At 57.2% G+C, this 24,994-nt stretch carries 23 protein-coding genes; 7 read left to right on the top strand and 16 right to left on the bottom strand.

Annotation, left to right across the window (positions count from 1 at the left end):
- The first annotated feature begins 80 nt into the window (after window positions 1–80).
- Complete coding sequence (gene ushA, locus HF679_RS12675; protein WP_123755749.1) at window positions 81–1,733, top strand: bifunctional UDP-sugar hydrolase/5'-nucleotidase UshA; 1,653 nt, start codon at window positions 81–83, stop codon at window positions 1,731–1,733.
- A 482-nt stretch (window positions 1,734–2,215) separates the two neighbouring features.
- Here the strand turns inward: ushA and ybaK are convergent, their stop codons facing one another.
- From ybaK to HF679_RS12640, 7 genes are all read right to left on the bottom strand, one after another.
- A complete protein-coding gene (gene ybaK, locus HF679_RS12670) occupies window positions 2,216–2,695 on the bottom strand; it encodes a Cys-tRNA(Pro)/Cys-tRNA(Cys) deacylase YbaK (protein ID WP_123755750.1) in 480 nt (159 codons plus the stop codon).
- Between the two features lie 201 nt (window positions 2,696–2,896).
- Window positions 2,897–3,691 carry a TraB/GumN family protein gene (locus HF679_RS12665; protein WP_123755752.1) on the bottom strand — a complete coding sequence of 265 codons (795 nt, stop codon included), beginning with the start codon at window positions 3,689–3,691 and terminating at the stop codon, window positions 2,897–2,899.
- A 51-nt stretch (window positions 3,692–3,742) separates the two neighbouring features.
- A complete protein-coding gene (gene copA, locus HF679_RS12660; RefSeq protein WP_187042103.1) occupies window positions 3,743–6,244 on the bottom strand; it encodes a copper-exporting P-type ATPase CopA in 2,502 nt (833 codons plus the stop codon).
- 120 nt (window positions 6,245–6,364) lie between these two features.
- Complete coding sequence (locus HF679_RS12655; RefSeq protein ID WP_123755754.1) at window positions 6,365–7,078, bottom strand: MgtC/SapB family protein; 714 nt, start codon at window positions 7,076–7,078, stop codon at window positions 6,365–6,367.
- 61 nt (window positions 7,079–7,139) lie between these two features.
- Complete coding sequence (locus tag HF679_RS12650) at window positions 7,140–8,159, bottom strand: nucleoside hydrolase (protein WP_123755755.1); 1,020 nt, start codon at window positions 8,157–8,159, stop codon at window positions 7,140–7,142.
- On the bottom strand, window positions 8,134–9,165 hold the full coding sequence (locus HF679_RS12645; RefSeq protein WP_123755756.1) for a LacI family DNA-binding transcriptional regulator: 1,032 nt from the start codon (window positions 9,163–9,165) through the stop codon (window positions 8,134–8,136). Before HF679_RS12645 ends, HF679_RS12650 begins: the two co-directional genes overlap by 26 nt.
- Before the next feature lie 106 nt (window positions 9,166–9,271).
- Window positions 9,272–10,666, bottom strand: coding sequence for an MFS transporter (locus tag HF679_RS12640; protein WP_123755757.1), 1,395 nt, complete (start codon window positions 10,664–10,666; stop codon window positions 9,272–9,274).
- A gap of 294 nt (window positions 10,667–10,960) precedes the next feature.
- On the opposite strand from HF679_RS12640, the gene cueR reads away from it, so the two are divergent.
- Window positions 10,961–11,371, top strand: a complete 411-nt coding sequence (gene cueR, locus HF679_RS12635) for a Cu(I)-responsive transcriptional regulator (protein ID WP_123755758.1) — start codon at window positions 10,961–10,963, stop codon at window positions 11,369–11,371.
- Here cueR and HF679_RS12630 read toward each other — a convergent pair.
- Window positions 11,368–11,832 carry an NfeD family protein gene (locus tag HF679_RS12630; RefSeq protein ID WP_123755759.1) on the bottom strand — a complete coding sequence of 155 codons (465 nt, stop codon included), beginning with the start codon at window positions 11,830–11,832 and terminating at the stop codon, window positions 11,368–11,370. The genes cueR and HF679_RS12630 overlap by 4 nt on opposite strands.
- Window positions 11,829–12,746: an SPFH domain-containing protein gene (locus HF679_RS12625; protein WP_123755760.1), complete on the bottom strand. Its 918-nt coding sequence runs from the start codon at window positions 12,744–12,746 to the stop codon at window positions 11,829–11,831. Before HF679_RS12625 ends, HF679_RS12630 begins: the two co-directional genes overlap by 4 nt.
- Window positions 12,747–12,885: 139 nt before the next feature.
- Here HF679_RS12625 and fetA point away from each other — a divergent pair, with 139 nt between their 5' ends.
- Window positions 12,886–13,563 carry an iron efflux ABC transporter ATP-binding subunit FetA gene (gene fetA, locus HF679_RS12620; protein ID WP_187042102.1) on the top strand — a complete coding sequence of 226 codons (678 nt, stop codon included), beginning with the start codon at window positions 12,886–12,888 and terminating at the stop codon, window positions 13,561–13,563.
- The gene (gene fetB, locus HF679_RS12615) at window positions 13,550–14,332 is read left to right on the top strand and encodes an iron efflux ABC transporter permease subunit FetB (protein ID WP_123755762.1); all 783 of its coding nucleotides are present in this window, start codon (window positions 13,550–13,552) and stop codon (window positions 14,330–14,332) included. The genes fetA and fetB overlap by 14 nt, the downstream gene beginning before the upstream one ends.
- A gap of 91 nt (window positions 14,333–14,423) precedes the next feature.
- Here fetB and HF679_RS12610 read toward each other — a convergent pair whose 3' ends face one another.
- The 3 genes from HF679_RS12610 to tesA all read right to left on the bottom strand — a co-directional run bounded on the left by HF679_RS12610 (window position 14,424) and on the right by tesA (window position 16,884).
- A complete protein-coding gene (locus HF679_RS12610) occupies window positions 14,424–15,278 on the bottom strand; it encodes a thioredoxin family protein (protein WP_123755763.1) in 855 nt (284 codons plus the stop codon).
- 183 nt (window positions 15,279–15,461) lie between these two features.
- Entirely contained in the window at window positions 15,462–16,271 is an 810-nt protein-coding gene (locus HF679_RS12605; protein WP_187042101.1) for an SDR family oxidoreductase, read from the bottom strand.
- Window positions 16,261–16,884, bottom strand: coding sequence for a multifunctional acyl-CoA thioesterase I/protease I/lysophospholipase L1 (tesA, locus tag HF679_RS12600; protein ID WP_187043054.1), 624 nt, complete (start codon window positions 16,882–16,884; stop codon window positions 16,261–16,263). Before tesA ends, HF679_RS12605 begins: the two co-directional genes overlap by 11 nt.
- Between tesA and ybbA the strand changes: the two genes are divergently transcribed.
- From ybbA to HF679_RS12585, 3 genes are all read left to right on the top strand, one after another.
- Entirely contained in the window at window positions 16,855–17,541 is a 687-nt protein-coding gene (gene ybbA, locus HF679_RS12595; RefSeq protein WP_123755766.1) for a putative ABC transporter ATP-binding protein YbbA, read from the top strand. The two genes, tesA and ybbA, sit on opposite strands and share 30 nt — an antisense overlap.
- Window positions 17,538–19,952: a putative ABC transporter permease subunit YbbP gene (ybbP, locus tag HF679_RS12590; protein WP_154143531.1), complete on the top strand. Its 2,415-nt coding sequence runs from the start codon at window positions 17,538–17,540 to the stop codon at window positions 19,950–19,952. The genes ybbA and ybbP overlap by 4 nt, the downstream gene beginning before the upstream one ends.
- A 181-nt stretch (window positions 19,953–20,133) precedes the next feature.
- On the top strand, window positions 20,134–21,279 hold the full coding sequence (locus HF679_RS12585; protein WP_123755768.1) for a porin: 1,146 nt from the start codon (window positions 20,134–20,136) through the stop codon (window positions 21,277–21,279).
- A 51-nt stretch (window positions 21,280–21,330) separates the two neighbouring features.
- Here HF679_RS12585 and mnmH read toward each other — a convergent pair whose 3' ends face one another.
- The 4 genes from mnmH to lpxH form a co-directional block, all read right to left on the bottom strand.
- The gene (mnmH, locus tag HF679_RS12580) at window positions 21,331–22,407 is read right to left on the bottom strand and encodes a tRNA 2-selenouridine(34) synthase MnmH (protein WP_123755769.1); all 1,077 of its coding nucleotides are present in this window, start codon (window positions 22,405–22,407) and stop codon (window positions 21,331–21,333) included.
- 161 nt (window positions 22,408–22,568) lie between these two features.
- Window positions 22,569–23,645 (bottom strand): 5-(carboxyamino)imidazole ribonucleotide synthase, encoded by a 1,077-nt coding sequence (gene purK / locus HF679_RS12575; RefSeq protein WP_154143529.1) that lies wholly within the window; start codon window positions 23,643–23,645, stop codon window positions 22,569–22,571.
- Complete coding sequence (gene purE, locus HF679_RS12570; RefSeq protein WP_128878885.1) at window positions 23,642–24,151, bottom strand: 5-(carboxyamino)imidazole ribonucleotide mutase; 510 nt, start codon at window positions 24,149–24,151, stop codon at window positions 23,642–23,644. The genes purK and purE overlap by 4 nt, the downstream gene beginning before the upstream one ends.
- A 119-nt stretch (window positions 24,152–24,270) precedes the next feature.
- A complete protein-coding gene (gene lpxH, locus HF679_RS12565) occupies window positions 24,271–24,993 on the bottom strand; it encodes a UDP-2,3-diacylglucosamine diphosphatase (protein ID WP_187042100.1) in 723 nt (240 codons plus the stop codon).
- Window position 24,994: the final 1 nt, after the last annotated feature.

Raw genomic sequence — 24,994 nt, 5'->3', positions numbered from 1 at the left:
CTCAATTCGGAAAACATATTTGTCAGGGGATGTAACTCGCTATACTTTCAGCACTTGTATATTGAGTCAGGGAGAGAGAGATGCATTTTTTAAAACGGAGCGTGGCGCTGGGGTTACTCGCCGCGCTGTCGCTGGGGAGCTTGTCTGCACAGGCTTACGAGCAGGATAAAACCTATAACATTACCATCCTGCATACCAACGATCACCATGGCCATTTCTGGCGTAGTGACTACGGGGAATATGGTCTGGCCGCGCAAAAAACGCTGGTGGACGGTATTCGCAAAGAGGTTGCGGCTGAGGGTGGCAGCGTTCTGTTGTTATCCGGCGGCGATATTAATACCGGCGTACCTGAGTCGGATCTGCAGGACGCCGAGCCGGATTTTCGCGGCATGAACCTGATTGGCTATGACGCGATGGCGGTGGGGAACCATGAGTTCGATAACCCGCTCAGCGTGCTGCGCCAGCAGGAAAAGTGGTCTAAATTCCCGTTCCTTTCTGCCAACATCTACCAGAAAAGCACCGGCGAGCGGCTGTTCAAACCCTGGGCGCTGTTTAAACGCGGTGGATTGAAAATTGCGGTCATTGGCCTGACTACCGATGATACGGCGAAAATCGGTAACCCGGAGTATTTCACTGATATCGAATTCCGCAAGCCGGCGGATGAAGCCAAACTGGTTATCCAGGAGCTGCAGCAGACTGAAAAACCGGATGTGATCCTGGCGACCACCCACATGGGCCACTATGACAACGGGAATCACGGTTCGAATGCCCCGGGCGATGTCGAAATGGCCCGTAGCCTGCCAGCGGGATCGCTGGCGATGATCGTCGGCGGCCATTCGCAGGATCCGGTCTGTATGGCGTCGGAGAATAAAAAGCAGGTCGATTATGTGCCGGGAACGCCGTGCGCGCCGGACAAGCAGAACGGTATCTGGATCGTTCAGGCCCATGAGTGGGGCAAATACGTAGGCCGCGCGGATTTTGAGTTCCGCAACGGCGAAATGAAGCTGGTGCACTATCAGCTGATCCCGGTCAACCTGAAGAAGAAGGTCACCTACGATAACGGCCAGAGCGAACGCGTGCTCTATACGCCGCAAATTGTCGAGAACCCGCAGATGCTGTCACTGCTGACGCCGTTCCAGAATAAGGGCAAAGCGCAGCTGCAGGTGAAAATCGGCAGCGTCAACGGGCATCTTGAGGGCGATCGCAGCAAGGTTCGTTTTGTGCAGACCAATATGGGACATCTGCTGCTGGCGGCACAAATGGCGCGCAGCAATGCCGATTTCGCCGTAATGAGTGGCGGCGGTATCCGTGATTCCATCGAGGCGGGCGACATCACTTATAAAGATGTGATGAAGGTGCAGCCGTTCGGCAACGTGCTGGTGTATGTCGATATGAACGGCCAGGAAGTGACGCAGTATCTGACGGCGGTGGCGCAGATGAAGCCGGATTCCGGTGCTTATCCGCAGTTCGCCAACGTCAGCTTCGTGGCGAAAGACGGCAAGCTCAATGATTTGAAAATCAAAGGTGAACCGGTCGATCCGGCGAAGACCTACCGTATGGCAACGTTGAGCTTCAACGGGACCGGCGGTGATGGCTATCCGCATATTGATACCAAACCCGGCTACGTCAATACCGGGTTTATCGATGCCGAAGTCCTGAAAGAGTATATTCAGAAGAACTCGCCGCTGGACGCGGCAGCTTATGAGCCGCAAGGCGAGGTGAGCTGGCAGTAACGCCGGAGGCACTCCCCGGTGGCGCTACGCTGACCGGGCTACGGCTTGTGCGGTTTTGGGTTTTGTAGCCCGGACAGGCGCTTGCGCTGCCTCCGGGAATGCCCCGGTGGCGCTGCGCTGACCGGGCTACAGGTCTGTGCGGTTTTGGGTTTTGTCGCCTGGACACGGCGCCTGCGCCGCCTCCGGGAATGCCCCGGTGGCGCTACGTTGACCGGGCTACAGGCCTGTGCGGTTTTGGGTTTTGTCGCCCGGACAGGCGCCTGCGCCGCCTCCGGGAATGCCCCGGTGGCGCTACGTTGACCGGGCTACAGGCCTGTGCGGTTTTGGGTTTTGTAGCCCGGACAGGCGCCTGCGCCGCCTCCGGGAATGCCCCGGTGGCGCTGCGCTGACCGGGCTACAGGTCTGTGCGGTTTTGGGTTTTGTAGCCCGGACAGGCGCTTGCGCCGCCTCCGGGGTTTTCTGATGTATGCGCGGGGGCGAGATTAATCGCGACGGGCGATATCGGCGAAGGTGGCCCCAAGGGTCTTCGCCAGATCACTGGCCGCCAGCTCAATATCCAGCCCGCGTTTGCCGCCGGAAATATAGATGGTGGCAAACTCCTGGGCGGGGGCATCGATTACCGTTGGCAGGCGCTTTTTCTGCCCAAGCGGGCTGATACCGCCCACCAGATAGCCGGTGACGCGCTGGGCGACCATCGGGTCTGCCATATCCACTTTCTTTGCGCCCAGGGCTTTGGCCACCTTTTTTAAATCCAGCTGCCCGGCCACCGGCGTCACCGCCACGGCCAGATGCTTCATATCCCCGTTCACCGCGACCAGCAACGTCTTATATACCTGGTCCGCATTCAGCCCCAGTTTGCGCACCACCTCGTCACCAAAGTTGGTTTCATTGGGGTCGTGATCGTAGCTGTGAATCTTAAAGGCAATCTTGTTTTTTTCGAGTAACTTAACGGCGGGAGTCATATCTGTCCTTCTTACCAACCGATCTCAGGTGCGCTCAGGATACGCCTGTCGAATGTGTAAAAAATAGTACTATCTTGCGCAATAGTATTGGCAGTGATGGTTACTTTGAGCGACAATCGAACGATCCGGAATGTAAATTCCGGGATAATAATAATGATGAAATTCCTCTTTGACGGGCCAATAGAAATATTGGCCATTTTTTTACGTCAGCATATCAGGCAGATTTCCTTCCCCGTATAAATGCAGCGCGCCAACGGCGACGACATAGCGCCCCGGCGGCAGCGCCAGCAGCGTCTCGCGCCACGCCAGGTTGCGCTGGTGCATCAGCACATCGTACAGCGACTGGCTGAAGGTGGTCGGCAAAACGGTGGCACCTTTGGCCGGCGGTTGCTCCAGCCACCAGCCGATCATCACCTGCAGAAGACGGGCGTTAGTGTGCCAATGGGTCAGAGTGTCGTCCAGCAGCGCCAGCCCGCCATCCGGCAGGTCGCGCAACAGCGCAATCTGGCTGTCGGTGCCTTCAAGCTCCATCACCCGCACATGATGCTCGCGCGCCGCCATCAGCAACTGGTAATCAATACCGTAATCCGGGCGCAGTCCCAGCTTCTGAGCCTGCGTTGCCTGCAGGACCATGGCGACCTGCCACAACGGCTGGCTGTCAAACAGCGCCGTCGAAAGCCCCATTTCCGCCGCGCGGGCTTCCAGCTCAACGATCTGTTCCGCGGTTAAGCGCTCCGCAAGGGGAGGACAGACGGGAAGGTCGCTGAAGGGGGTTTCGTTGCCGGAAATATCCGCCTCGACGATGAGCGCGTCGGCCTGGCGAATTTTTTTCAGCAGTCTGGCAGGGGGAGGGGACATGTCGCGGGTGCCCATATGGATACTGCCAACCAGATGCAGATAACGCTTTCCGGGAAGGGTGATATCCAAAGCAGGCCAGGAATAAGACGAGCCGACGGCGGCTCGCCACAGCATTTTTATTCGGTTTAACAGGCCCATACGCGCTCCGTAGTGTGAAGCCTTCATGCTAGCGCGTATGGGTTATAACATCTAGTCTTTCGGTTTAAAGCGCAGCAGACGGTTGGCGTTGCTGACCACGGTAATGGACGACAGCGCCATGGCTGCGCCCGCCACTACCGGGTTGAGCAGAGTACCGGTCAGCGGCCATAAAATCCCGGCAGCAATCGGAATACCCAGCGAGTTGTAAACGAATGCCCCCAGCAGGTTCTGCTTCATGTTGCGCAGCGTGGCTTTCGAAATGGCCAGCGCATCGGCAACGCCGTTCAGACTATGGCGCATCAGGGTAATCGCCGCGGTCTCAATGGCTACATCGCTCCCGCCACCCATCGCAATTCCGACGTCAGCCTGGGCCAGTGCCGGGGCATCGTTGATACCGTCGCCCACCATCGCCACCTGGTGTCCCTGACTTTGCAGACGCTTGATCGCATCGGCTTTACCATCCGGCAGCACACCGGCAATGACCTCGTCAATGCCTGCCTCTTTGGCGATGGCGTTGGCGGTTGTCGGGTTGTCCCCGGTCAGCATTACCAGACGGTAGCCCTGGCGATGCAGGCGAGCCAGCGCGGCGACGCTATCGCTACGCAGCGGGTCACGAATGGCGAACAGCGCAGCAACCTGGCCATCAACCGCCAGCAGTACCGGCGTGGTCCCTTGCGAGGCCTGGGTGGTTATCTCGTGCTCCACCTCGGCGGTGGCAATGTTCTGTTCATTGAGCAGTGCCTGGTTACCCAGCAGCAGCGTGCGATCTTCCGCTGCGCCGCTGACCCCCAGCCCGCGCAGGGTCCGGAAGTTATTGACGATCGGCAGCTGGCTGTCGGCCGCTTTTTCCAGAATCGCCCGGGCCAGTGGGTGGCTGGAACCTTGCTCCAGCGCCGCCGCCAGGCGCAGTGCGGTGGCCTCATCAATGTTGGTAAAGGTTTTCACCGCCACCACCTGCGGTTTACCTTCGGTGAGGGTACCGGTTTTATCAAACACGATAGTATCCAGCTGACTGGCGCGCTGCAGCGCATCGGCGTCGCGGACCAGTACGCCATATTCAGCGGCGCGACCGACCCCGGAGATAATCGACATCGGTGTCGCCAGGCCCAGCGCACAAGGACAGGCGATAATCAGCACCGTGGTAGCAATTACCAGGGTGTAGACAATTTGCGGCGCCGGCCCGAAGAAGTACCAGATGGCCGCGCTGAACAGCGCAATCGCCACCACTGCCGGCACGAACACGGCAGAGATTTTATCCGCCAGCTGGCCGATTTCCGGTTTGCTGCTTTGTGCCTGACGCACCATGCGAATAATACGGGCGAGGGTGGTCTGGCTACCGACGGCGCTGGCGGTAAAGAGCACGCTTCCGTCCTGAACAACCGTACCGGCATGCAGCGTATCGCCGTCCGCTTTCTGTTGGGGGATCGGCTCGCCGGTCAGCATGGCTTCATCCAGCCAGGCTTCGCCCTGACTTATCACTCCATCTACCGGGACGCGGTCGCCGGTGGTCAGGCGCAGGGTCATCCCCGGCTGCACGTCAGCCAGCGGTACGCTTTTTTCGCCTTCTTCGGTGACAACCCGTGCCGACGGTGGCGTCAGGTCGAGCAGTTTTTCCAGCGCTTTGGAGGAGCGCTGGCGGGCGCGGGCCTCCAGCATATGGCCAAGGTTAATCAAACCGATGATCATCGCGCTGGCTTCATAATAGAGATGGCGCGCTTCCATCGGGAACCACTGCGGCCACAGGTTGACGCTCATCGAGTAGAGCCAGGCGACGCCGGTTCCTAGCGCCACCAGCGTATCCATGGTGGCGGTGCCGTTTCTCAGGCTTTTCCACGCGCTGCGATAGAAGTGCCCGCCGGCAAAGACCATCACCGCCAGGGTGACCAGGCCGATAACCAGCCACAGGGAACGGTTATCGTCGGAGACCATCATGTTGTCGCCGATCATCCCCCAGACCATCACCGGGACACCGACCAGCAGCGCGACTATCGCCTGCCAGCGAAAACGTTTCATGGTGGCGATGGCGGTTTCCTGCTGCCGTTCGCGGCGTTCCAGGTCATCTTCGATCGCTTCTGCGCCGTAGCCGGCCTTCTCCACCGCCTTGACTAATTCAGTGGCGGACGCGCTGCCCATAATCAGCGCAGTGCGTTCCGCGAGGTTTACCCGTGCCTGTACCACGCCCGGCACCGCGGCAAGCGCGTTTTGTACCCGGGAGACGCAGCTGGCGCAGCTCATGCCGTTGATCAGCAACTGTTGACTGTCATCTTCATCATGGGCTACCGGAAGCTCAGAAGAGGCCGCTGTCAGTGCTTCCGACGGGGTTATCGATTCCGCCAGCGGTTTAGCCTTTGGGTGGCTGAGCTCCGCGCCGTATCCGGCTTTCTGAATGGTGTCGATTAACGCCTCTGCGCTGGCGCTGCCGGTAATGTGCGCTTCGGTGATGGTCACCTCTGCCTGTTCAACGTCAGGACGTTGCTCCAGGCTCTCTTTAACGCGTTTGACGCAATGACCGCAGCTGAGGCCGTCGAGCGTCAGGTCGATAGTGTTAGACATACTAAATCTCCTGTATAATTACCCGGTCAATGACTGACCGAACCAACCCTTTCATCGAGTATTATGAAGGTTAAACCTTCCAGCAAGGGGAAGGTCAAGGTGTTTATGTGGGGGACGTTTTTAGTGTTCCAGCGCAATCGCGCAGACATGTTCTAGAGAGGAAAGGTTGCTGTACAGTTCGGGTAAGGTCATTTTTCTTCTAATTATTACTTTGAGGTTGACCTCTATTTTTCCTTTTTTTAAATCACGAATCGTGATGGCTTCGATAATATTTTTTTGCTGCGTAATACTCTCTATTAGCGTTTTTAAGCCGGATTTTTCATCAAGAATAATACGGATTTTTACTTTACCGGGTGACTGGTTTTTAGTTTGTAAAAAGATGACGAAATAACTGAGCTTGATTGCCAACAGGAATAATCCTGTGGCGAGAAGGGCATGAAGATAAAAACCCGCGCCGCTGGTAATGCCTACTCCTGCGGAAGCCCATACTATTGCTGCTGTCGTCAGCCCGGATATCGCATCATCATGTCGGTGGAGGATCACGCCCGCGCCGAGAAATCCGACGCCGCTGATGATCTGTGCCGCTAGTCGCATAGGATCGCTGCGGATATTGACAGAGATCTCAGCGTAATATTCTGCTGATTGGATCGAGACGATCGTCAGAACGCAACTGGCTACGGAAATAATCACGCAGGTTTTAAAGCCAACCGGCTTACCTTTTGATTCTCTCTCCAGGCCGATGATTCCACCGAGAATAAAAGCCACACCAATTTTGCATAGCGTAATGAAAATAGATTCTCCCCCACCGGATAAGATGGTCGCTAACGTATTCATTTTTCCTCCATAAAAACCTGCCCGCGAAGCGCATGACATTCCTCTTGCCAATGCCGGAACACTAGGTGTTGTAACGGTGAATATAGTGTTCGAGCAGCGCCAGAAGATGGTTGTTATCGATACTTTCGAGAATGCGTATTGTCGTGCCTTGCGGTTCGGGGATACCTACATCCAGGCGCAGACCATCACGCCCATAGCGGCAGGTCATACCGCGAGTGATGCCTTCCAGAGAGACATCGAGGTAATCTTCTGTCGTCGTCGCCATTGTCGGATCAAGTAACCAGGCAACGGTTAAAACATCATGAATCCAACAACCGGGCAGGTTACGGGTTTGCATTGAGTAGGTGATCCACGGGCGAATGGTCTGGGCCAGGTAGCGGCTAAGTCCGTTTTTTACCGCTGTCAGACGATCCAGATCGCTATGAAGCATTTGTGTTTTCGTGGTGACATCCATCGGCACCAGTATGACAGGTGCACCGCTGGTGAGGACGCAGTGTGCCGCCTCAGGATCCAAACCAAAATTTGTGTCCTTTATATAGCCCGTAACGTTGAACACCCCTCCCATGATCACGATGTTTTTAACCTTATGAACGATTTCGGGATAGAGTTGCAGCGCCATTGCCACATTAGTGAGTGGCCCGGTGGCAATCAGTGTTATCTCACCGGGATAATTGTAGATTAGCTCGCCAATGGCTTGAGGCGCCAGAGGCCGCACGGCATGGCACGTTGGTGGCGGGGGGACGTCTGACCATAGCTGGCGTAAGCCAGAGCGATCCACGCCATGGTCGAGTTTTTCGCGCCAGGGGTGCGGGTCTTCTCTAAGGGCTCGGGCGGCGCCGCGGTAAACCGAAACGGAGATATCTAACTGTTGGACGAGGTCTCTGGCGACGGCGTAGCCGGTTTCTACCGGTGTATTACCTGCCACAATGGTGATCATTTCCAGAGTAATTTGCGGTGCGGCAATCGCCAGCGCCAGTGCCAGACCGTCATCGATATTGGCGCCCGGAACACCGTTTCCCGGATCGCAGTCGATAATCACGCGCATGGATTCATTTTCATCTTGTCTCAGGTTGTACTTCATTTCCCTGGCAGCCACACGACTCTCCCACTTGTAAATAAAACTCAAATTCAACGCGGCGAACCTTGCCATCCCAATTTTTCAGCATGTCGACCGCCGCCCGAGCCATTTTGTCGACGGGCTGGCGGACGGCTGTTAAGGAAGGGACGTTGTAAGCCGATTCTTGTGTTGCATTAAAACAGACCAGCGCTACATCTTGGGGAACACGCAGCCCGTGCTCTGCCAGCGCGCGTAAGCAGCCGAGTGCCTGCTGCTCATTAGTGGCGAACAATGCACGCGGAGGATTACCCTGCAACATACGCTTTGCCGCTTCATAGCCTCCAGCCCGCGTATAGTTGGTCGAAAAAATCCAGGCCGGAGTGACAGCGAGCGACGATTCTTCCAGCGCTAACTGCCATCCCCGAATACGATCCTGGGTGTTGAGCATTTCACGCGGGCCACAGATAATGCCGATATCGCGGTAGCCGTGATCGATAAGATGTTTCGTCACCTGCCAGGCCGCCAGCTGTTCATCCACCTGAATAACGCTGACGTTTAATCCAGCATCGACGCGATCTAACATCACGCAGGGGGTGCCGCTTTGCTCAATCAACTCAATATACGGATGCCGGTCAACGCTGGTATAAATCAGACCGTCGACCTGGCGATTGAGCATATTGTTGATCAGTTCACGCTCACGCCCACTGTTGTCGCCAGCATCCCCCAGCAGGAGAACTTTTCCGTCAGCAAACGCTTCGCGCTGCAGGGCGTGTGCCATGGAGGCAATAAACGGGTTTGAGATATCCGGAGCCACAAGCCCATAGGTTTGCGTGCTCCCCGAAGCCAGAGCGCGGGCGATACCATTGGGTCGGTAACCGGTTTTCTTAATCGCCTGCAATACGCGTTGTCGGGTTGCTTCAGCGACGGGGCGTGGACCGTTATTAATAACGTAACTCACGACGGCGACAGATGTTCCCGCCTCTTTTGCGACATCGGAACGTGTTACGCGTTGTGAATGTGATTGGGTCACGAGGCACCTACCTGGTTGAGTTCAGAGCATTCTCTTTTCCGCACAGCATAAGGTGTTGTAACCCAAAAATCTTCGGTAAAGAGCGCACACCCACCGTTCTCTGCGCTCAAATTGCGTCCTCGGGTAAATTGAGATCCCGTCCGCGCGTTTCTGGGGCGAAAAAGGTGGTCACCAGACCAATGGTGGCCATCAATGAGAAGTAGACTGCAATAGGCCACCAGTGTCCGTAGAACGAGAGCAGCGCCGAGGCCACCAGCGGCGCGGTACCGCCCGACATAATCGAGCCCAACTCTTTGGCGAAGGCCATTTTGGTATAGCGGTTAGTTACGCCAAAAAGCTCAACGCCCCAGGCCGCCTGGACACCGAAAATACCCAACGAAGCGAGTCCCATACCGGTAATTATGGTGGGGATAACAATCCACGGTTCACGGGAGTCGAGGAGCATAAAGGCCGGAAATGCGTAAAGGATCAGTAATAAACAAAACCAACGATAGATGATGCGTCTGCCGAAGCGATCGGAAAGCCAACCCGCCAACGGAATAATGGCAAACCCCAGAATAGACGCGATAAATACCGCCACCGTTGGGACCGATTTATCAACCATCAGAACCTTTGCGACATAGCCAATGATAAAGCCCTGAGCGAGGTAGGAAGGGCCATTTTCGCCGATGCGTAAGCCGACCATCATCCAGAACGCACGGGTACGCCGCCAGAAGCTACGAGTGTCGTGCTGTTTCATTTCCTGGCCGCGGAGCAGCGATTTTTCACGTTCAGCTCTGAGAAGCTCTTTTTGGCGTTCAAAGACCGGTGTTTCACGTATATGGCGGCGAATGAACAGCGCCGTCGCGGCGATGAGAATGCTACAGAGGAAAGGAATGCGCCATCCCCAACTGAGCAAAGCATCTTTGTCCATCTGTAATACGATGAGCCAGACCAGAGAAGCCAGTAAGGTGCCGCTGTTGGAACCGAGAGCAATAATGGAAGAGACCAGACCGCGGCGCTTCACGGGGGCGTATTCACCAAGCATCACGGTGCCGCCGGAAAGTTCTGCTCCGGCCCCTAGCCCTTGAGAGAATCGCAGAATAACCAGGCATGCTGGTGCCCATACGCCAATTTGCGCGTAACTGGGAATTAAGCCGATTAACATAGTTGATAATCCCATCAAGCCGATGGTGATCACCATGACAATTTTACGACCGTGCCGGTCGCCTATCCAGCCAAACAGAAGCGCGCCGATGGGGCGAGCAATAAAACCAACGGAATAAGCGGCAAAGCTGGAGAGAAGCGCCATGACAGGGGTGGCTTGTGGGAAAAATACATCGCCAAAGATAATGCCAGCGGCAAGTCCGTAGAGGGCAAAATCGGCATATTCCATTGTCGTGCCTAACCAGCAGGAAAATGTCGCTCGCCAGAATTCCTGGCGCCCTTCGGGTGTTTCCAGACGCTCTTGGGCAGCCTGCTGGCTGTCAGTCAGGGGAACAGAGGATGAATGTGTGTTCATAAGAACTCCTTGAAGTAAGCTGTCGACAAAAGTCACAGGTTTTAACTTTTTGAATTCTACTCGCGTAGATATTGTATTTTTCGCATAAATTAATAATTCTACCCGCGTAGAATTAAAAGATAAAAGATTCAAAATTGCGAAAACGATCACTTATAACAGGCGATTGTTACAAAAAATGATGCTCCGGACGCGCTACTCAGAAAAGAGGGCGGTTTTCTGAGACGTTGCGTGGTGGGCGATGGAGGGAAGTGGGGTATAATGATGCTCTGTAGGCGGCCAACTGGTGGAGGACATGTGAATATCAGCGATGTGGCAAAAAAAACCGGCTTAACCAGTAAAGCGATTCGCTTTTATGAAGAGAAGGGGCTGGTCACGCCGCCGCTGCGCAGCGATAACGGCTACCGTAGCTACAGCCAACGGCATCTGGATGAACTGACCTTACTGCGCCAGGCGCGGCAGGTTGGGTTTAATCTTGAGGAGTGTCGTGAACTGATCTTTCTGTTTAACGATCCGTCGCGGCATAGTGCCGACGTCAAACGACGGACGCTGGAGAAAGTGGCCGATATCGAGCGGCACATCAGCGAATTGCAAAGTATGCGCAGCCACCTGCTGGCGCTGGCGGAATCCTGCCCCGGCGATGACAGCGCGGATTGCCCGATTATCGACAATCTTTCCGGCTGCTGCCATCGCAAGGCCCAGGCTTAGCCGCGAGGCGTCACGGCGCGGATCCGCAGCGTAATCCCTTCAACGGCCAGCACCTCAATGCGGCTGCCGGCGGCAAGGTCTTCATCGGCGATCACCGGCCATGAGCTGTCGCCGATGCGAACATGACCGCGTCCGTTCACCAAAGCATTCTCCAGCATAAAAGTGCGGCCAATCAGCTGATTTCCTCGCTGATTGAGCTGCGCGTCGGCGGGCTTCTGTCGCGCCACCTGCCTGCGCAGCCAGTGCGACCACAGCCAGGCTGCCAGCATAGTCAGGGTGGCAAACAGCGTCCCTTGCCACTCCCAGCCGAAAGGTAACATCCAGGTCAACAACCCGGTGATCACGCCAGCGACGCCGCTCCACAGCAGATAGCCGTTGCCGCCCAGCATTTCCGCCGCCAGCAACAGCCCGCCGAGGCTCAGCCAGAACAGATGCGGGTGGGCAATAATGAGCGCAATCATGATTTTTTCCGTTCGCCGGACCCTTCTTTGATCAGTTCACTGATCCCGGCAATCGAGCCCATCAGGCTGCTGGCATCAAGCGGCATCATCACCACTTTGCTGTTATCGGCGGAACCAATTTTCTGCAGCGCATCGGTATATTTCTGGGCAACGAAGTAGTTAATGGCCTGGATATCCCCGGAGGCAATCGCCGATGAGACCATCTGCGTCGCGCGGGCTTCCGCTTCGGCGGAACGTTCGCGGGCCTCGGCCTGCAAGAAGGCCGACTGGCGTTCACCTTCCGCCTTAAGGATCTGCGACTGTTTTTCCCCTTCGGCCTTGAGGATTTCCGCCTGGCGTATCCCTTCGGCTTCAAGAATGTAGGCACGTTTGGTACGCTCGGCCTTCATCTGGGCGTTCATCGAGGAGATAAGCTCCGCCGGCGGGCGCACGTCGCGAATTTCGACGCGGGTAATCTTCACGCCCCACGGGTTGGTGGCTTCATCGACAATATGCAGCAGGCGGGTGTTGATGCTGTCGCGCTGGGAGAGCATTTCGTCGAGCTCCATCGAACCGAGGACCGTACGAATGTTGGTCATCGCCAGGTTGATGATGGCGAGCTGCAAATTACTGACCTCATAGGCCGCTTTTGGCGCGTCAATAACCTGAATAAAACAGACGGCATCGATAGTGACGTTGGCGTTATCGCGGGAAATGACCTCCTGCGAGGGAATATCCAGCACCTGTTCCATCATATTAATTTTACGGCCGATGCGGTCCATAAACGGCACCACCAGACTCATGCCTGGCTGTAGCGTCATGGTATAGCGGCCGAAACGCTCGACGGTCCACTGGTAGCCCTGCGGGACAATTTTTACGCCGGCGATCACAATAACCAGTGCGACAAAAATGAGGACTGGGATAAAAATCAGCATCAAAAACCTCCTGTTTTATAGCCTGATGACGCGCCGGGAAAAAAAGCGCATGTTTAAACTGAGTATATCTTTCTCCTCATCCTGGTGAAAGAAAAGTGGAGTAAACTACCAGAGTTTTGCAAACTTAAGTGGATCAATAATGACGGACAATAACGCTATTTTGCGTCTTGAAAATGTGGGTTTTCGCAGCGATGAGACGATCATCCTGAATAATATCAATCTTCAGCTTCGGTCGGGCGAATTTACGCTGATCACCGGACCTTCCGGCTGTGGAAAAAGTACGTTGCTAAAAATTATCGCGTCGTTACTTAGCCCAACGTCGGGGCACCTTTTTTTTAAGGACCGGGATATTACGACGCTCTCCCCGGAAACTTACCGCCAGCAGGTCTCTTATTGCGCCCAGACCCCGGCGCTGTTTGGCGACTCGGTGTATGACAATCTCATATTCCCCTGGCAGATCCGTCAGCAGCAACCGGACCCTGCGGCGCTGATCGCTGATTTACAGCGCTTCGATCTTGCCGCGAATACGCTAGAAAAATCGATCCACGAGCTTTCCGGCGGTGAAAAACAGCGCGTGTCGTTAATCCGTAATCTGCAGTTTCTGCCGCAGATTTTACTGCTGGATGAGGTGACCAGCGCGCTGGATGAAAACAATAAACGCAACGTCAACGATATTATTCATGGTTATGTGAAGGAAAAAAATATGGCGGTGCTGTGGGTCACCCACGATAGCAATGAGATTGCCCATGCCGATGAAGTGATAACCTTGCAGCCGGCGGCGGGTAATGTTCAGGAGGTGAGCCATGAACGGGCATAATATTACCAATGAGTCGCTGGCGCTTTCGATGGTTCTGGTGTTGATCGCTATTATCGTGAGCTATCGGGAAAAGCTGGCGCTGGAAAAAGATATTATCTGGAGCGTGTGTCGGGCGGTGGTCCAGCTGATTATTGTCGGCTACGTTCTGAAATATATTTTTAATGTTAACCACGTACTGCTGACGTTGTTAATGGTGTTGTTTATTTGCTTTAACGCGGCGTGGAATGCGCAAAAGCGCAGTAAATATATTGATAAGGCCTTTATATCGTCATTTATTGCGATTACCACCGGCGCCGGGCTGACGCTGGCGGTGCTGGTCTTTTCGGGGTCGATTACGTTTGTGCCGATGCAGGTGATCCCCATCGCCGGCATGGTGGCCGGCAACGCGATGGTGGCGGTCGGGCTGTGCTACAACAATATGGGCCAGCGCTTTAGCAGCGAGCAGCAGCAAATTCAGGAGAAGCTCAGCCTTGGTGCCACGCCGAAAATGGCGGCGGCAGGGCTAATTCGCGACAGCATTCGCGCCTCGTTGATACCGACGATAGATTCGGCCAAAACGGTTGGGCTGGTGAGTTTGCCCGGCATGATGTCGGGGTTGATTTTTGCCGGGATCGACCCGGTGAAGGCGATTAAGTATCAGATTATGGTGACGTTTATGCTGCTGTCGACCGCCAGTCTTTCGACGATTATCGCCGGGTATCTGACCTACCGGAAGTTCTTCAACGCTCGCCATCAGCTGGTGGTGACGCAGTTGAAAAAAAGTGCATAAGTTACAGCCCCGGAGGCGGTGCCGGGCTACAGGGTAAGATCCGTAGCCCGGTCAGCGAAGCGCCACCGGGGAGACGTGCGGGGCGTGACGATCAGTACAGCAGGGAATAGAGCTGACGACGGTACTTCGCGGCTAACGCGTCGCCGGTACCCAGCGCGGCAAGGATCTCCTGCAGCATTTTACGAACCTGGCCGTCACCGGCGTCCAAATCTTTCTGCAGGTGGCTGAACAGCAGCGCCAGCGCTTCGTCGTTACGACCGACCTGATGCAGCTGCAGTGCCAGTTGGGCCGCCAGGGACGCATCATCGGGATTCTGTTCAACCTGCTGTTGCAGCTGCTGAATTTCCGGGGTGTCCGCGGCCTGTTTCAGTAGTTCAATCTGCGCGACCAGCCCCTGGAAACGGGTGTCCTGATCCTGCATCGGCACGGTTTTCAGCACCGCTTCGGCTTCGTCAGAGCGCTGTAGCTCGATCAGCGTTTCCGCCAGCAGCAGGCCAATCTGGCTATCCTGATTTGACAGCTGCCACGCGTCTTTCAACAGCGGCAGTGCTTCCAGATATTTCTCTTCCTGCATCAGCGCCAGCGCCTGCTGGGCTTTGAGTTCTTCTTCACGCGGCAGGACTTTATCCAGCAGCGCGCGGATGGCCGATTCCGGCTGCGGGCCTTCGAAGCCGTCAACCGGCTGGCCGTTCTGGAACAGGTAAACCGTCGGGATAGAGCGCAGGCCAAACTGAGAGGCGAGCATCTGCTCGGCGTCGCAGTCCACCTTCGCCAGGGTAAACTGACCGTTATATTGCGCGGCCAGTCCTTCCAGAACCGGCGTCAGCTGCTCGCAGTGCTGGCTGCGTGCTGACCAGAAATAAAACAGTACCGGCGCAGTCGTGGATTGTTCCAGCGTCTGGTGCAGGTTAGCTTCGGTGATATTGATAACATTCTGTACTGACATGAGCGCATCTCTTTAGTCGATTTTGGGTATACCCTTCATCCTTCAAGCTGCCTGGGTGTTGGCTGCACCCGTTCACCCCAGTCACTTACCTGTGTAAGCTCCTGGGGATTTACGGCTTTGCCGCCTACAAGCAACTCGAATTATTTTGGGTATATACATGGGGGCGGCAGCCGGAGCTTCAACTCAGCCCTGAATAATTTTGTCCATCATCCGCGTGGGCAGCAGACGCTTAAGCAGCGTCACCGCGTGGGTCACCATGGTGACCGGGTAGCGCAATTTTGGTCTCTCGCTGGTGAAAGCATGGCGCACTTTTTCCACTACCGCTTCCGGGCCGAGGGTAAAGCGTGCGGCGATACCCGGGTTTTCCACCGGCTTGTCGCGTTGGGTCTGGTTCACGTTCGTGGTAAAACGGGTGCTGATGGGGCCGGGCTCAATCAGGCTGACCTTAATGCCGCTGTAGCGCAGTTCCATGCGTAGCGCATCGGACCAGGCTTCCAGCGCATATTTGCTGGCCGCGTAGGCGCCGCGACCGGGGCTGGAGATGATCCCCATCACCGAGGAAGTCATAACAATGCGCCCCTCGCCGTGTGGCTCCATGGCCGGCAGCAGCAGCATCGTCAGCTGATGGGCACCAAAAAAGTTGGCGGAAAACTGCGCTTCCATCTGCTGACGGCTGATGGTGGCGAGCGGGCCATATACCCCGTATCCGGCGTTGTTAAACAGGCCGTACAGACGGTTGTTGGTCAGGGCGATGACCTCTTCGGCGGCGCGCTCCACGCTCTGGGGATCGTCGAGGTCCAGCAGCACACCGGTCAGCCCGAGGGTCTGCATGTGCGCCACGTCTTCCGCTTTGCGGCAGGCGGCCAGCACGTTAAAGCCCTGACGTTTTAAATCGAGCGCGCTTTCAAGACCAATACCGCTGGAACAGCCGGTAACTAAAACCGATTTTTGCATAACTTTACCTGCAAGCGACGCCTGAGGATCAGGAGTCATGATTAACTAAGGGAGCCAACCGGGTTGCCATCCAGTCGGCAATAAAAGGCTGGGCATCACGATTAGGGTGGATCCCGTCATCCTGCATCCATTGTGGTTTCAGATAGACCTCCTCCATAAAAAAGGGCAGCAGAGGAATATCAAACTCTTTGGCCAGGGCCGGATAGATAGCGCCAAAGGCTTCATTATACCGACGGCCATAGTTCGCGGGCAGGCGAATTTGCATCAGCAGCGGCCGGGCGTTGGCGGCTTTGATATCCTGGATAACGGTACGCAAAGTTTGCTCGGTTTGCTGCGGCGGGAAACCGCGCAATCCGTCGTTGCCGCCTAGTTCGACCAGCACCCAGCGTGGTTGATGCTGTTTGAGCAGCGCGGGCAGTCTTGCCAACCCTTGCTGCGACGTGTCGCCGCTGATGCTGGCGTTGATCACCGGCGTTTTGTCCTGCCACTTGTCATTGAGCAGCGCAGGCCATGCGGCGGTGGCCGCCATCCGATAGCCAGCGCTAAGGCTATCGCCAAGCACTAATAGCTTCTCTGCCGCCGTGGCGCGGCAGACAAAAAAAATCAAAAACAGGAAAGGCAAATGCCAGCGGAAAACATACTTGAAGTTCATCATCTTAAGAAGTCCGTCGGTCAGGGAGAGCATCAGCTTTCCATCCTTACCGGAGTTGAGCTGGTTGTCAAACCGGCGCAGACCATCGCCCTGATTGGCGAGTCGGGTTCCGGTAAATCAACGCTGCTGGCCATTCTTGCCGGGCTGGACGATGGCAGCAGCGGTGAAGTCTCCTTATTGGGGCAGCCGCTGCATACTATGGATGAAGAGGCGAGGGCGCGCCTGCGCGCGAAGCATGTCGGCTTTGTCTTCCAATCGTTTATGCTGATCCCAACCCTTAACGCCCTCGAAAACGTTGAACTGCCGGCACTGCTGCGCGGTGAGACCGACAACCAGAGCCGGGGCAGCGCCCAGGCGTTGCTGGAGCAGTTGGGACTGGGCAAACGCCTTCACCATCTTCCGGCGCAGCTCTCTGGTGGCGAGCAGCAGCGGGTCGCGCTGGCCCGTGCCTTTAACGGTCGCCCGGCCCTGCTGTTTGCCGACGAACCGACCGGTAACCTTGACCGCCATACCGGCGACAAAATTGCCGATCTGCTGTTCTCCCTCAATCGCGAACACGGCACCACGCTTATCCTGGTGACCCACGATCCGCTGCTGGCGGCCCGTTGCGATCGACGCCTGCGGCTGGTGGATGGCCAGTTACAGGAGGAAGCATGATTGCCCGCTGGTTCTGGCGCGAATGGCGTTCGCCTTCGCTGCTGATCGTCTGGCTGGCGTTAAGCCTGGCGGTGGCCTGCGTGCTGGCGCTGGGGTCGATAAGCGACAGGATGGAAAAGGGGCTCAGTCAGCAAAGCCGCGAATTTATGGCCGGGGACCGCACGCTACGCAGTTCACGTGAAGTGCCCGCTGCATGGATTGACGAGGCGCGCCGGCTCGGCCTGACCGTCGGCGAGCAGCTCAATTTCGCCACCATGACCTTTGCCGGCAACACGCCGCAGCTGGCGGATGTGAAGGCGGTGGACGATACCTATCCGCTTTACGGCAAGCTGGATACCCAGCCAGCGGGCCTGAAACCGCAGGCCGGCAGCGTGCTGCTGGCGCCGCGTCTGATGGCGCTGCTGAATCTCAAAACCGGCGATACCATCGATGTGGGTGACGCCACGCTGCGGATTTCCGGCGAGGTTATTCAGGAGCCGGATGCCGGGTTTAACCCCTTCCAGATGGCGCCCCGGCTGATGATGAATACCGCCGACGTGGCGAAAACCGGGGCCGTGCAGCCCGGCAGCCGCGTCTCGTGGCGCTATAAGTTTGCCGGGAGCGCGCCGCAGCTGGCGGCCTACGAACAGTGGCTGCTGCCAAAACTGGGGCCGGAACACCGCTGGATTGGCCTCGAACAGGATGACAGCGCCTTAGGCAAATCGCTGGAGCGCTCGCAGCAATTTTTACTGCTGTCGGCACTGCTGACGTTGCTGCTGGCGATTGCCGCAGTGGCGGTGGCCATGAGCCACTACTGCCGCAGCCGTTACGACCTGGTGGCGATCCTCAAAACCCTTGGCGCCGGGCGAGCGCAGCTGCGTAAGCTGATCGTCGGTCAGTGGCTGATGCTGCTGGCGCTGGCGGTGATTACCGGCGGTGCGCTGGGGGTAGGGCTGGAGCAAATCTTGCTGGTGATGCTAAAACCAGTACTGCCGGCTGCACTGCCGCCGGCCAGCGGCTGGCCGTGGCTGTGGGCCATCGGCGCGATGGTGGTGATTTCGCTGCTGGTGGGGCTGCGCCCGTATCGGCTGCTGCTGGCCACCCTGCCGCTGCGGGTATTGCGTCAGGATGTGGTCGCCAACGTCTGGCCGCTGAAGCGCTATATTCCGCTGGTCTGCGTGATTGTGGTGATCCTGCTGGCGTGGCTAATGGGCGGCAGTCCGTTGCTGTGGGCGGTTCTGGCGGGAGCGGTGGTGCTGGCGCTGCTGTGCGGCCTGCTGGGCTGGGGGCTGCTGTGGCTGCTGAAGCGGGTAACGTTGAAGGCGCTGCCGTTACGCCTGGCGGTGAACCGTCTGCTGCGCCAGCCGTGGTCGACCCTGAGCCAGCTGGCGGCGTTCTCGCTGTCGTTTATGTTATTAGCGCTGCTGCTGGTGCTGCGCGGCGATCTACTGGATCGCTGGCAGCAGCAGCTGCCGCCGGAAAGCCCTAACTACTTCCTGATTAACATCGCGCCGGAGCAGGTCGACCCGGTGAAAGCGTTCCTTGCCGGACATCATGTGACGGCCACCGAGTTTTATCCGATTGTACGCGCCCGCCTGACGCAAATTAACGGTCAGTCGGCAGAGGGCAATAAAGACGAAGCGCTGAACCGCGAGCTGAATCTCACCTGGCGCAGCGAGCGGCCGGACCATAACCCACTGGTGGCCGGTACCTGGCCGCCAAAAGCCGGGGAAGTGTCGATTGAAGAGGGGCTGGCGCAGCGGCTGGGCGTGAAGCTCGGCGACAGCGTGACCTTTACCGGCGATACCCAGGATTTCAGCGCCAGGGTAACCAGCGTGCGGAAGGTGGACTGGGAGAGCCTGCGGCCAAACTTCTTCTTTATTTTCCCGCCCGCAGCGCTCGATGGTCAACCGCAGAGCTGGCTGACCAGCTTCCGTTGGGATAACGGCACGACGCTGTTGACCCAGCTTAACCGCGAATTCCCGACCGTCAGCCTGCTGGATATTGGCGCTATTTTGCGTCAGGTGGGCCAGGTGCTGACTCAGGTCAGCCGGGCGCTGGAGGTGATGGTGGTGCTGGTTACCGCCTGCGGCATTCTGTTGCTGCTGGCACAGGTGCAGGTGGGCCTGCGCCAGCGCTATCAGGAGCTGGTGGTCTGGCGGACGTTGGGGGCCGGGAAAACCCTGCTGCGAACCACCTTATGGGCGGAGTTCGCGTTGCTGGGGGTGGTCTCCGGAATTGTCGCCGCCATCGGCGCGGAGGTCGCGCTGGCGATGTTGCAAACGAAGGTGTTTGATTTCCCGTGGACCCCTGACTGGCGGCTGTGGGTAATGCTGCCGCTGTGCGGGGCCTTCCTGCTCTCGCTGTGCGGCGGCTGGCTGGGCTTACGCCTGTTAAAAGGCAAGGCGTTGTTCCGCCAGTTCAGCCACTAATTTCGTGACAGTTTGATGATGCGCCGGCAGAAATGCTGGCGCATTTTTTTTAAGGGCACAAAATGATAAGTGACTGATTTTTAACAGCACTAAACATTAAAAACCCGACAACACGTCATGCCAATTCGCGGTTAATATTCAGCTTGAAACTATAAGGTTGCTTATTACTCAAGGAAAAAGCATGGCACATAAAATAAAAACGCTGGCGATAACGATCGGCGCAACACTGGCGTTAACTTCTTTTGCATCCCAGGCCGAAATTACGCTGCTGAAGCAGGACCCGCAGGCCGGCGATCCGCTGAGCCGCCTGAACTTTACCGTCGGCGGTAGTATTCGTCCGCAGTTCAACATGATGTCTGGCGACGGTGACAAGGGATCCTATAAACGAAACGGCTTTGATGGCGGGACTCGTTTTCGCTTTGCTGCTGACTACTATCTGTTTGATGATATTAGCTGGATCAGCTATTACGAGCTGGGGGTGAATATTCCGGCGCTGTTTGACTGGGATAACCACTACGCGGAAGGCGCCAATGACACCTCACGCCGTATGCTCTATACCGGGCTGAAGAGCGACACCTGGGGGACCTTAACCTACGGCCAGCAAAACAGCATTTATTATGATGTGGTTGGGGCGAAAACCGATATCTGGGATTACGACATGGTGGCCCAGGCGCCGGGGAACGGGATCAACGGCGATTACGATGGCTCCTACCGTTCGCGCAATATGCTGAAGTACAAGAAAAGCGCGGGCGATGTCGATCTCTATGCCTCTTATCTGTTTGAAGATAATGAATATCTGCCGGGAAATGGCCTGCGCTATAAGCGTAAAGGCGGCGGTTCGGTGGGCGTGGATTATCACATCACCAAGGACCTGACCTGGGGTACCGCGTGGAACTACACTCGCGCCGAGATGCGTGACCCGTCAACCTCGGACAACAAAACCTATGACCAGAATATCCTCGGTACCGCGCTGAGCTGGAAACCGGATAACTGGACCTTCTCCTTCGGCGGCGGCTGGTATCAGAACTTTATGACCACCAAGAAAACCGACGTTTATGATTATTTCGCCGGGGATGCCTGGGGGATTGAGTATTTCGCCGGTTATACCATTCCGGTTGGTCAGTACGCGGTGAAAACCATTCAGCCGTACTTTATGGGTGACCGCCTGGAATACGTCAACGGCCGCAACTATCAGCGCATTGATAACGGTCTGGGGATCAGCGTCCAGCTGGATTATGGCTTCCGCGTCGATTACGAACACGTCTTTACGTCCAGCACCGACAACCTGGGAGATATGAACCTGGTGCGTCTACGCTACGACTTCTAAGTCACCCTCTATCCCGGCTGGCGCTGCGCTCAGCCGGGATGCCGGTTTATGCTAGTTATCCAGCCAGGCGGCGACCTCGTGCCAGCTGCCGCGGAAGATAATGTTGCTCGCTTTTTTACTCAGCTGATAGCGATACATCGGATCGTAATACTCGTTCAGCAGCGGAACCAGCCAGGCGAAATGGGCGTCGGTGCTGGCGCTGCGTAACTGCTCCGCCAGCGCCCCGTCGAGCAGGGCGGTAAGCTGGGCAAAACGCTGCAGCCCCAGGCGGCGGCGAATGGCAAACAGACCGTGATGCAGATATTCACTGTATTCCTGCCAGCCTTGCTCCTCTCCATATGCCGCCATAAAGTCACGGTGCATACGGTCAAAATACTCTTCCCGCAGGCGCTCCAGGCGGATATCAAACGGGTCTTCCACTACCGCCAGCGGCGATTGCGCCATCCGGTTACGCATACACTCCGGCAGATGGTTGGCACCAATCATATGGCCTTCATCTTCCAGCACCCACCGACGATGCTGTTCGGCCTTTTTCAGCATCTCGACGGCCAGGTGATTTTCAAAGGTGGCCTGAGCGTACTGCTTGCGCAGGGTACGGCCGAAGGATGAACCGCGATGATGGGCGAGGCCTTCGAGGTCGATGCCGTCGGGCCGGGAGCAAACCAGCTGGGTCTTGCCGTTGCCGGTGCAGCCGCCGATCAACACGATCGGGCGCTGGACCAGTTCTTCGGTGGACTGGATCGCGGCCTGGCGCAGCGCTTTGTAGCCGCCGACAATCAGCGGGTAGTCAATCCCGGCGTCGCGCAACCATTGCTGCACGATGTGCGAGCGCTGGCCGCCGCGGGCGCAGCACAGATAGCCTTGCGGATAACGCAAGCAGGCTTCACGCCAGGCGGCGAGGCGGCTTTCCCGAATCTCGCCATGAACCAACTGATGGCCCAGCGCCAGCGCGGCATCCGCCCCCTGACGTTTATAGCAGGTGCCGACGGCGGCGCGTTCTTCGTCGTTCATCAGCGGCAGGTTAAGCGCCGCAGGCAGCGCGCTTTGCTGGAACTCTACCGGGGCGCGGACGTCAATGAGTGGCGTATCCGCCGTGAGAATGGCGCGGTAATCCGTCCCATTTTTCATGGGTCATCCTTTTGAAGTCAAAACTGAAAGCATTTTTAAAGCAAGGAGGGGATTCTACGCGCCAGATGGCATGCCGGGGAAGGGTGAAGATCAATTCCCCGGCAAATAGCCGTTATCATCCGGGCGGCAGAGGCGTAGCCTGCATTAGCCGCCCGAACGGCTCAGGAGAGCGAGGTGAGCTGAGACTGCGCCCAGAAGATGCCGCTTGCATACTCCGGCGGCAGGATCGGTTTCAGGGCTTCCAGGGTGGCGCTCAGGCGATCGGTGTCGCTGTCGGTCAGGTTCAGGTGCCCGACTTTGCGGCCCGGACGCACTTCTTTGTCGTACCAGTGCAGATGTACCAGCGGCAGCTTCAGCCAGTCGTAGTTCAGATCGGTCCCGATCAGGTTGATCATCACTGAAGGGCTGTTCACCACCGGCGGCGGCAGCGGCAGGTCGGTAATAGCCCGCAGATGCAGCTCGAACTGGCTGATAGACGCGCCGTTCTGCGTCCAGTGGCCGCTGTTGTGCACGCGCGGCGCCAGCTCGTTAATCAGCAGGCCTTCGGCGGTGACAAAGCACTCCATCGCCATCACGCCCACGTAGTTCAGTTCGTTCATGATGGCGGTGAGCATACTTTCCGCCTGGTCCTGCTGGCGGGCATTCGCCTGCGGGAAGGCCACGCTGGTACGCAGAATGCCATCCTGATGCAGGTTGCGGGTCAGCGGGTAGAACACCGTGCTGCCATCGTGAGCGCGGGCGCCCACCAGCGACACTTCGCCAGAAAAGTTGATGCCCTGTTCAACGATGCATTCACCGTAGTTTTCGTCCGGCAGCTGCGCGATGTCGTCTGCACGCAGGCGCCATTGCCCACGTCCGTCGTAACCGCCGACGCGACGTTTCACAATTGCCAGTTCGCCAAGACGCGCAAATACCGCCGGCCATTCATTTTTATCCGCCAGCAGTTGCCACGGCGCAGTGGCCAGCCCCAGCTTATCAAACAGCTGTTTTTGCGTCAGACGGTCGGCGATGATCGGGAAGACGTCGCGGTTAACAAACGCCGGGTGGCGTGCCAGCTCGCGGGTCAGCGCCGTTTCCGGCCAGCGTTCGATTTCAGCGGTGATCACGCTCTGCTGAAACGGCACCGCTTCAGGGTCGGCTTCGAGGCCGACCGGCCAGACGGCGATACCCAGCGGCTCACCGGCCTGGCGCAGCATGCGCCCTAACTGACCGTTGCCGAGGATGCAAACCTGCTTCATGCCGCACCCCGCGGGTCCGGGTTTTCGAGGACTTCATCGGTCTGGGCCTGGCGCCAGGCGCTCAGGCGCTGATGCAGCTCCGCGTCGTGCTGTGCCAGAATCTGCGCGGCCAGCAGGGCGGCATTGGCAGCACCGGCTTTGCCGATGGCAAGCGTACCAACCGGGATCCCGCGCGGCATCTGAACAATAGAGTAGAGGCTGTCGACGCCGCTTAACGCCGCGCTCTGTACCGGGACGCCTAATACCGGCACCAGGGTTTTCGCCGCAATCATGCCCGGCAGATGCGCCGCGCCGCCCGCTCCGGCAATAATCACCTGATAGCCGTTGCTTTCCGCGCCTTCGGCGAAGCTGAACAGTTTATCGGGCGTCCGGTGTGCGGAGACCACTTCAACATGGTACGGAACGTTCAGGGCATCAAGGATTTCTGCGGTAAACTGCATGGTAGCCCAGTCGCTTTTGGACCCCATCACGATGGCGATACGCGCCGAATTATTGCGGGAAGACATGCGTCTTAAAACTCCTGTGGGTGTGCTTCACACTGCTTTAGAGGCCACAGAGAATAACATGATCTTTCGGTAAGGAAAACGGTTGCGTCACCTGAGAAGCGGTGAAAATGCGGCGGAAATTAAAACGGGAACGGGATCAGTTCGACGTCGTCTTTAGTGACTTTGACCATCGAGCCTTCGCTGTGCCAGGCGCCGAGGACAACGCGAAACGCCGGCTGGTCGTTGGCATCTAACGTATGGATCGCCGGGCGGTGCGTATGCCCGTGAATCAGCCACTGTACCCGATGGCGCTGCAGGGTATCGACCACGGCCTGCGGGTTAACGTCCATTATCTCCAGCGATTTGCTGCTGTTGGCGGCTTTGCTGTCGGCGCGCATTCTGGCGGCGATGCGACGACGAATAAACAGCGGCAGGGCCAGAAACAGTCGCTGGATCCACGGCGTATGCACTTTGGCACGGAACGCCAGGTAGCCGGCATCGTCGGTGCACAGTGTGTCGCCATGCATAATCAGGACCTGACGACCGTAGAGGTCAAGCACCTCTTCTTCATCCAGCAGCGTCATGCCGCAGGCGCGCGCGAAGCGCTGGCCGACGAGAAAATCGCGATTGCCGTGAATAAAGTAGCAGGGCACCCCGGACTGGGTTAAGGCATTGATCGCTTCAGCGATCTCCTGATGCAGCGGGTTGGGGTCGTCATCGCCGATCCAGGCTTCAAACAGATCGCCAAGAATATACAGCGCATCCGCCTTGCGGGCTTCACCGGCTAAAAAGCGTAGAAAACCGGCGGTGATCGCCGGTTCTTCTGTTTGCAGATGCAAATCCGCAATAAAAAGTGTCGCCACG

Source organism: Enterobacter sp. JUb54 (assembly GCF_014298075.1).
GTDB lineage: Bacteria > Pseudomonadota > Gammaproteobacteria > Enterobacterales > Enterobacteriaceae > Klebsiella > Klebsiella lignicola.
Note: the sequence above shows the minus strand (reverse complement) of the source record. Positions and strands in the feature narration are given on the sequence as shown.

Coding starts and splice junctions, on each gene's coding strand:
- tesA (WP_187043054.1), bottom strand. CDS start 16,884: ATGAACTTCAAGTATGTTTTCCGCTGGCATTTGCCTTTCCTGTTTTTG.
- HF679_RS12630 (WP_123755759.1), bottom strand. CDS start 11,832: ATGATTGCGCTCATTATTGCCCACCCGCATCTGTTCTGGCTGAGCCTC.
- HF679_RS12640 (WP_123755757.1), bottom strand. CDS start 10,666: ATGAACACACATTCATCCTCTGTTCCCCTGACTGACAGCCAGCAGGCT.
- HF679_RS12605 (WP_187042101.1), bottom strand. CDS start 16,271: ATGACTCCTGATCCTCAGGCGTCGCTTGCAGGTAAAGTTATGCAAAAA.
- ybbA (WP_123755766.1), top strand. CDS start 16,855: ATGCCAGCGGAAAACATACTTGAAGTTCATCATCTTAAGAAGTCCGTC.
- copA (WP_187042103.1), bottom strand. CDS start 6,244: ATGTCTAACACTATCGACCTGACGCTCGACGGCCTCAGCTGCGGTCAT.
- purE (WP_128878885.1), bottom strand. CDS start 24,151: ATGTCTTCCCGCAATAATTCGGCGCGTATCGCCATCGTGATGGGGTCC.
- HF679_RS12665 (WP_123755752.1), bottom strand. CDS start 3,691: ATGGGCCTGTTAAACCGAATAAAAATGCTGTGGCGAGCCGCCGTCGGC.
- ybaK (WP_123755750.1), bottom strand. CDS start 2,695: ATGACTCCCGCCGTTAAGTTACTCGAAAAAAACAAGATTGCCTTTAAG.
- HF679_RS12610 (WP_123755763.1), bottom strand. CDS start 15,278: ATGTCAGTACAGAATGTTATCAATATCACCGAAGCTAACCTGCACCAG.
- purK (WP_154143529.1), bottom strand. CDS start 23,645: ATGAAGCAGGTTTGCATCCTCGGCAACGGTCAGTTAGGGCGCATGCTG.
- ushA (WP_123755749.1), top strand. CDS start 81: ATGCATTTTTTAAAACGGAGCGTGGCGCTGGGGTTACTCGCCGCGCTG.
- HF679_RS12655 (WP_123755754.1), bottom strand. CDS start 7,078: ATGAATACGTTAGCGACCATCTTATCCGGTGGGGGAGAATCTATTTTC.
- mnmH (WP_123755769.1), bottom strand. CDS start 22,407: ATGAAAAATGGGACGGATTACCGCGCCATTCTCACGGCGGATACGCCA.
- HF679_RS12585 (WP_123755768.1), top strand. CDS start 20,134: ATGGCACATAAAATAAAAACGCTGGCGATAACGATCGGCGCAACACTG.
- ybbP (WP_154143531.1), top strand. CDS start 17,538: ATGATTGCCCGCTGGTTCTGGCGCGAATGGCGTTCGCCTTCGCTGCTG.
- fetB (WP_123755762.1), top strand. CDS start 13,550: ATGAACGGGCATAATATTACCAATGAGTCGCTGGCGCTTTCGATGGTT.
- HF679_RS12625 (WP_123755760.1), bottom strand. CDS start 12,746: ATGCTGATTTTTATCCCAGTCCTCATTTTTGTCGCACTGGTTATTGTG.
- HF679_RS12650 (WP_123755755.1), bottom strand. CDS start 8,159: ATGAAGTACAACCTGAGACAAGATGAAAATGAATCCATGCGCGTGATT.
- fetA (WP_187042102.1), top strand. CDS start 12,886: ATGACGGACAATAACGCTATTTTGCGTCTTGAAAATGTGGGTTTTCGC.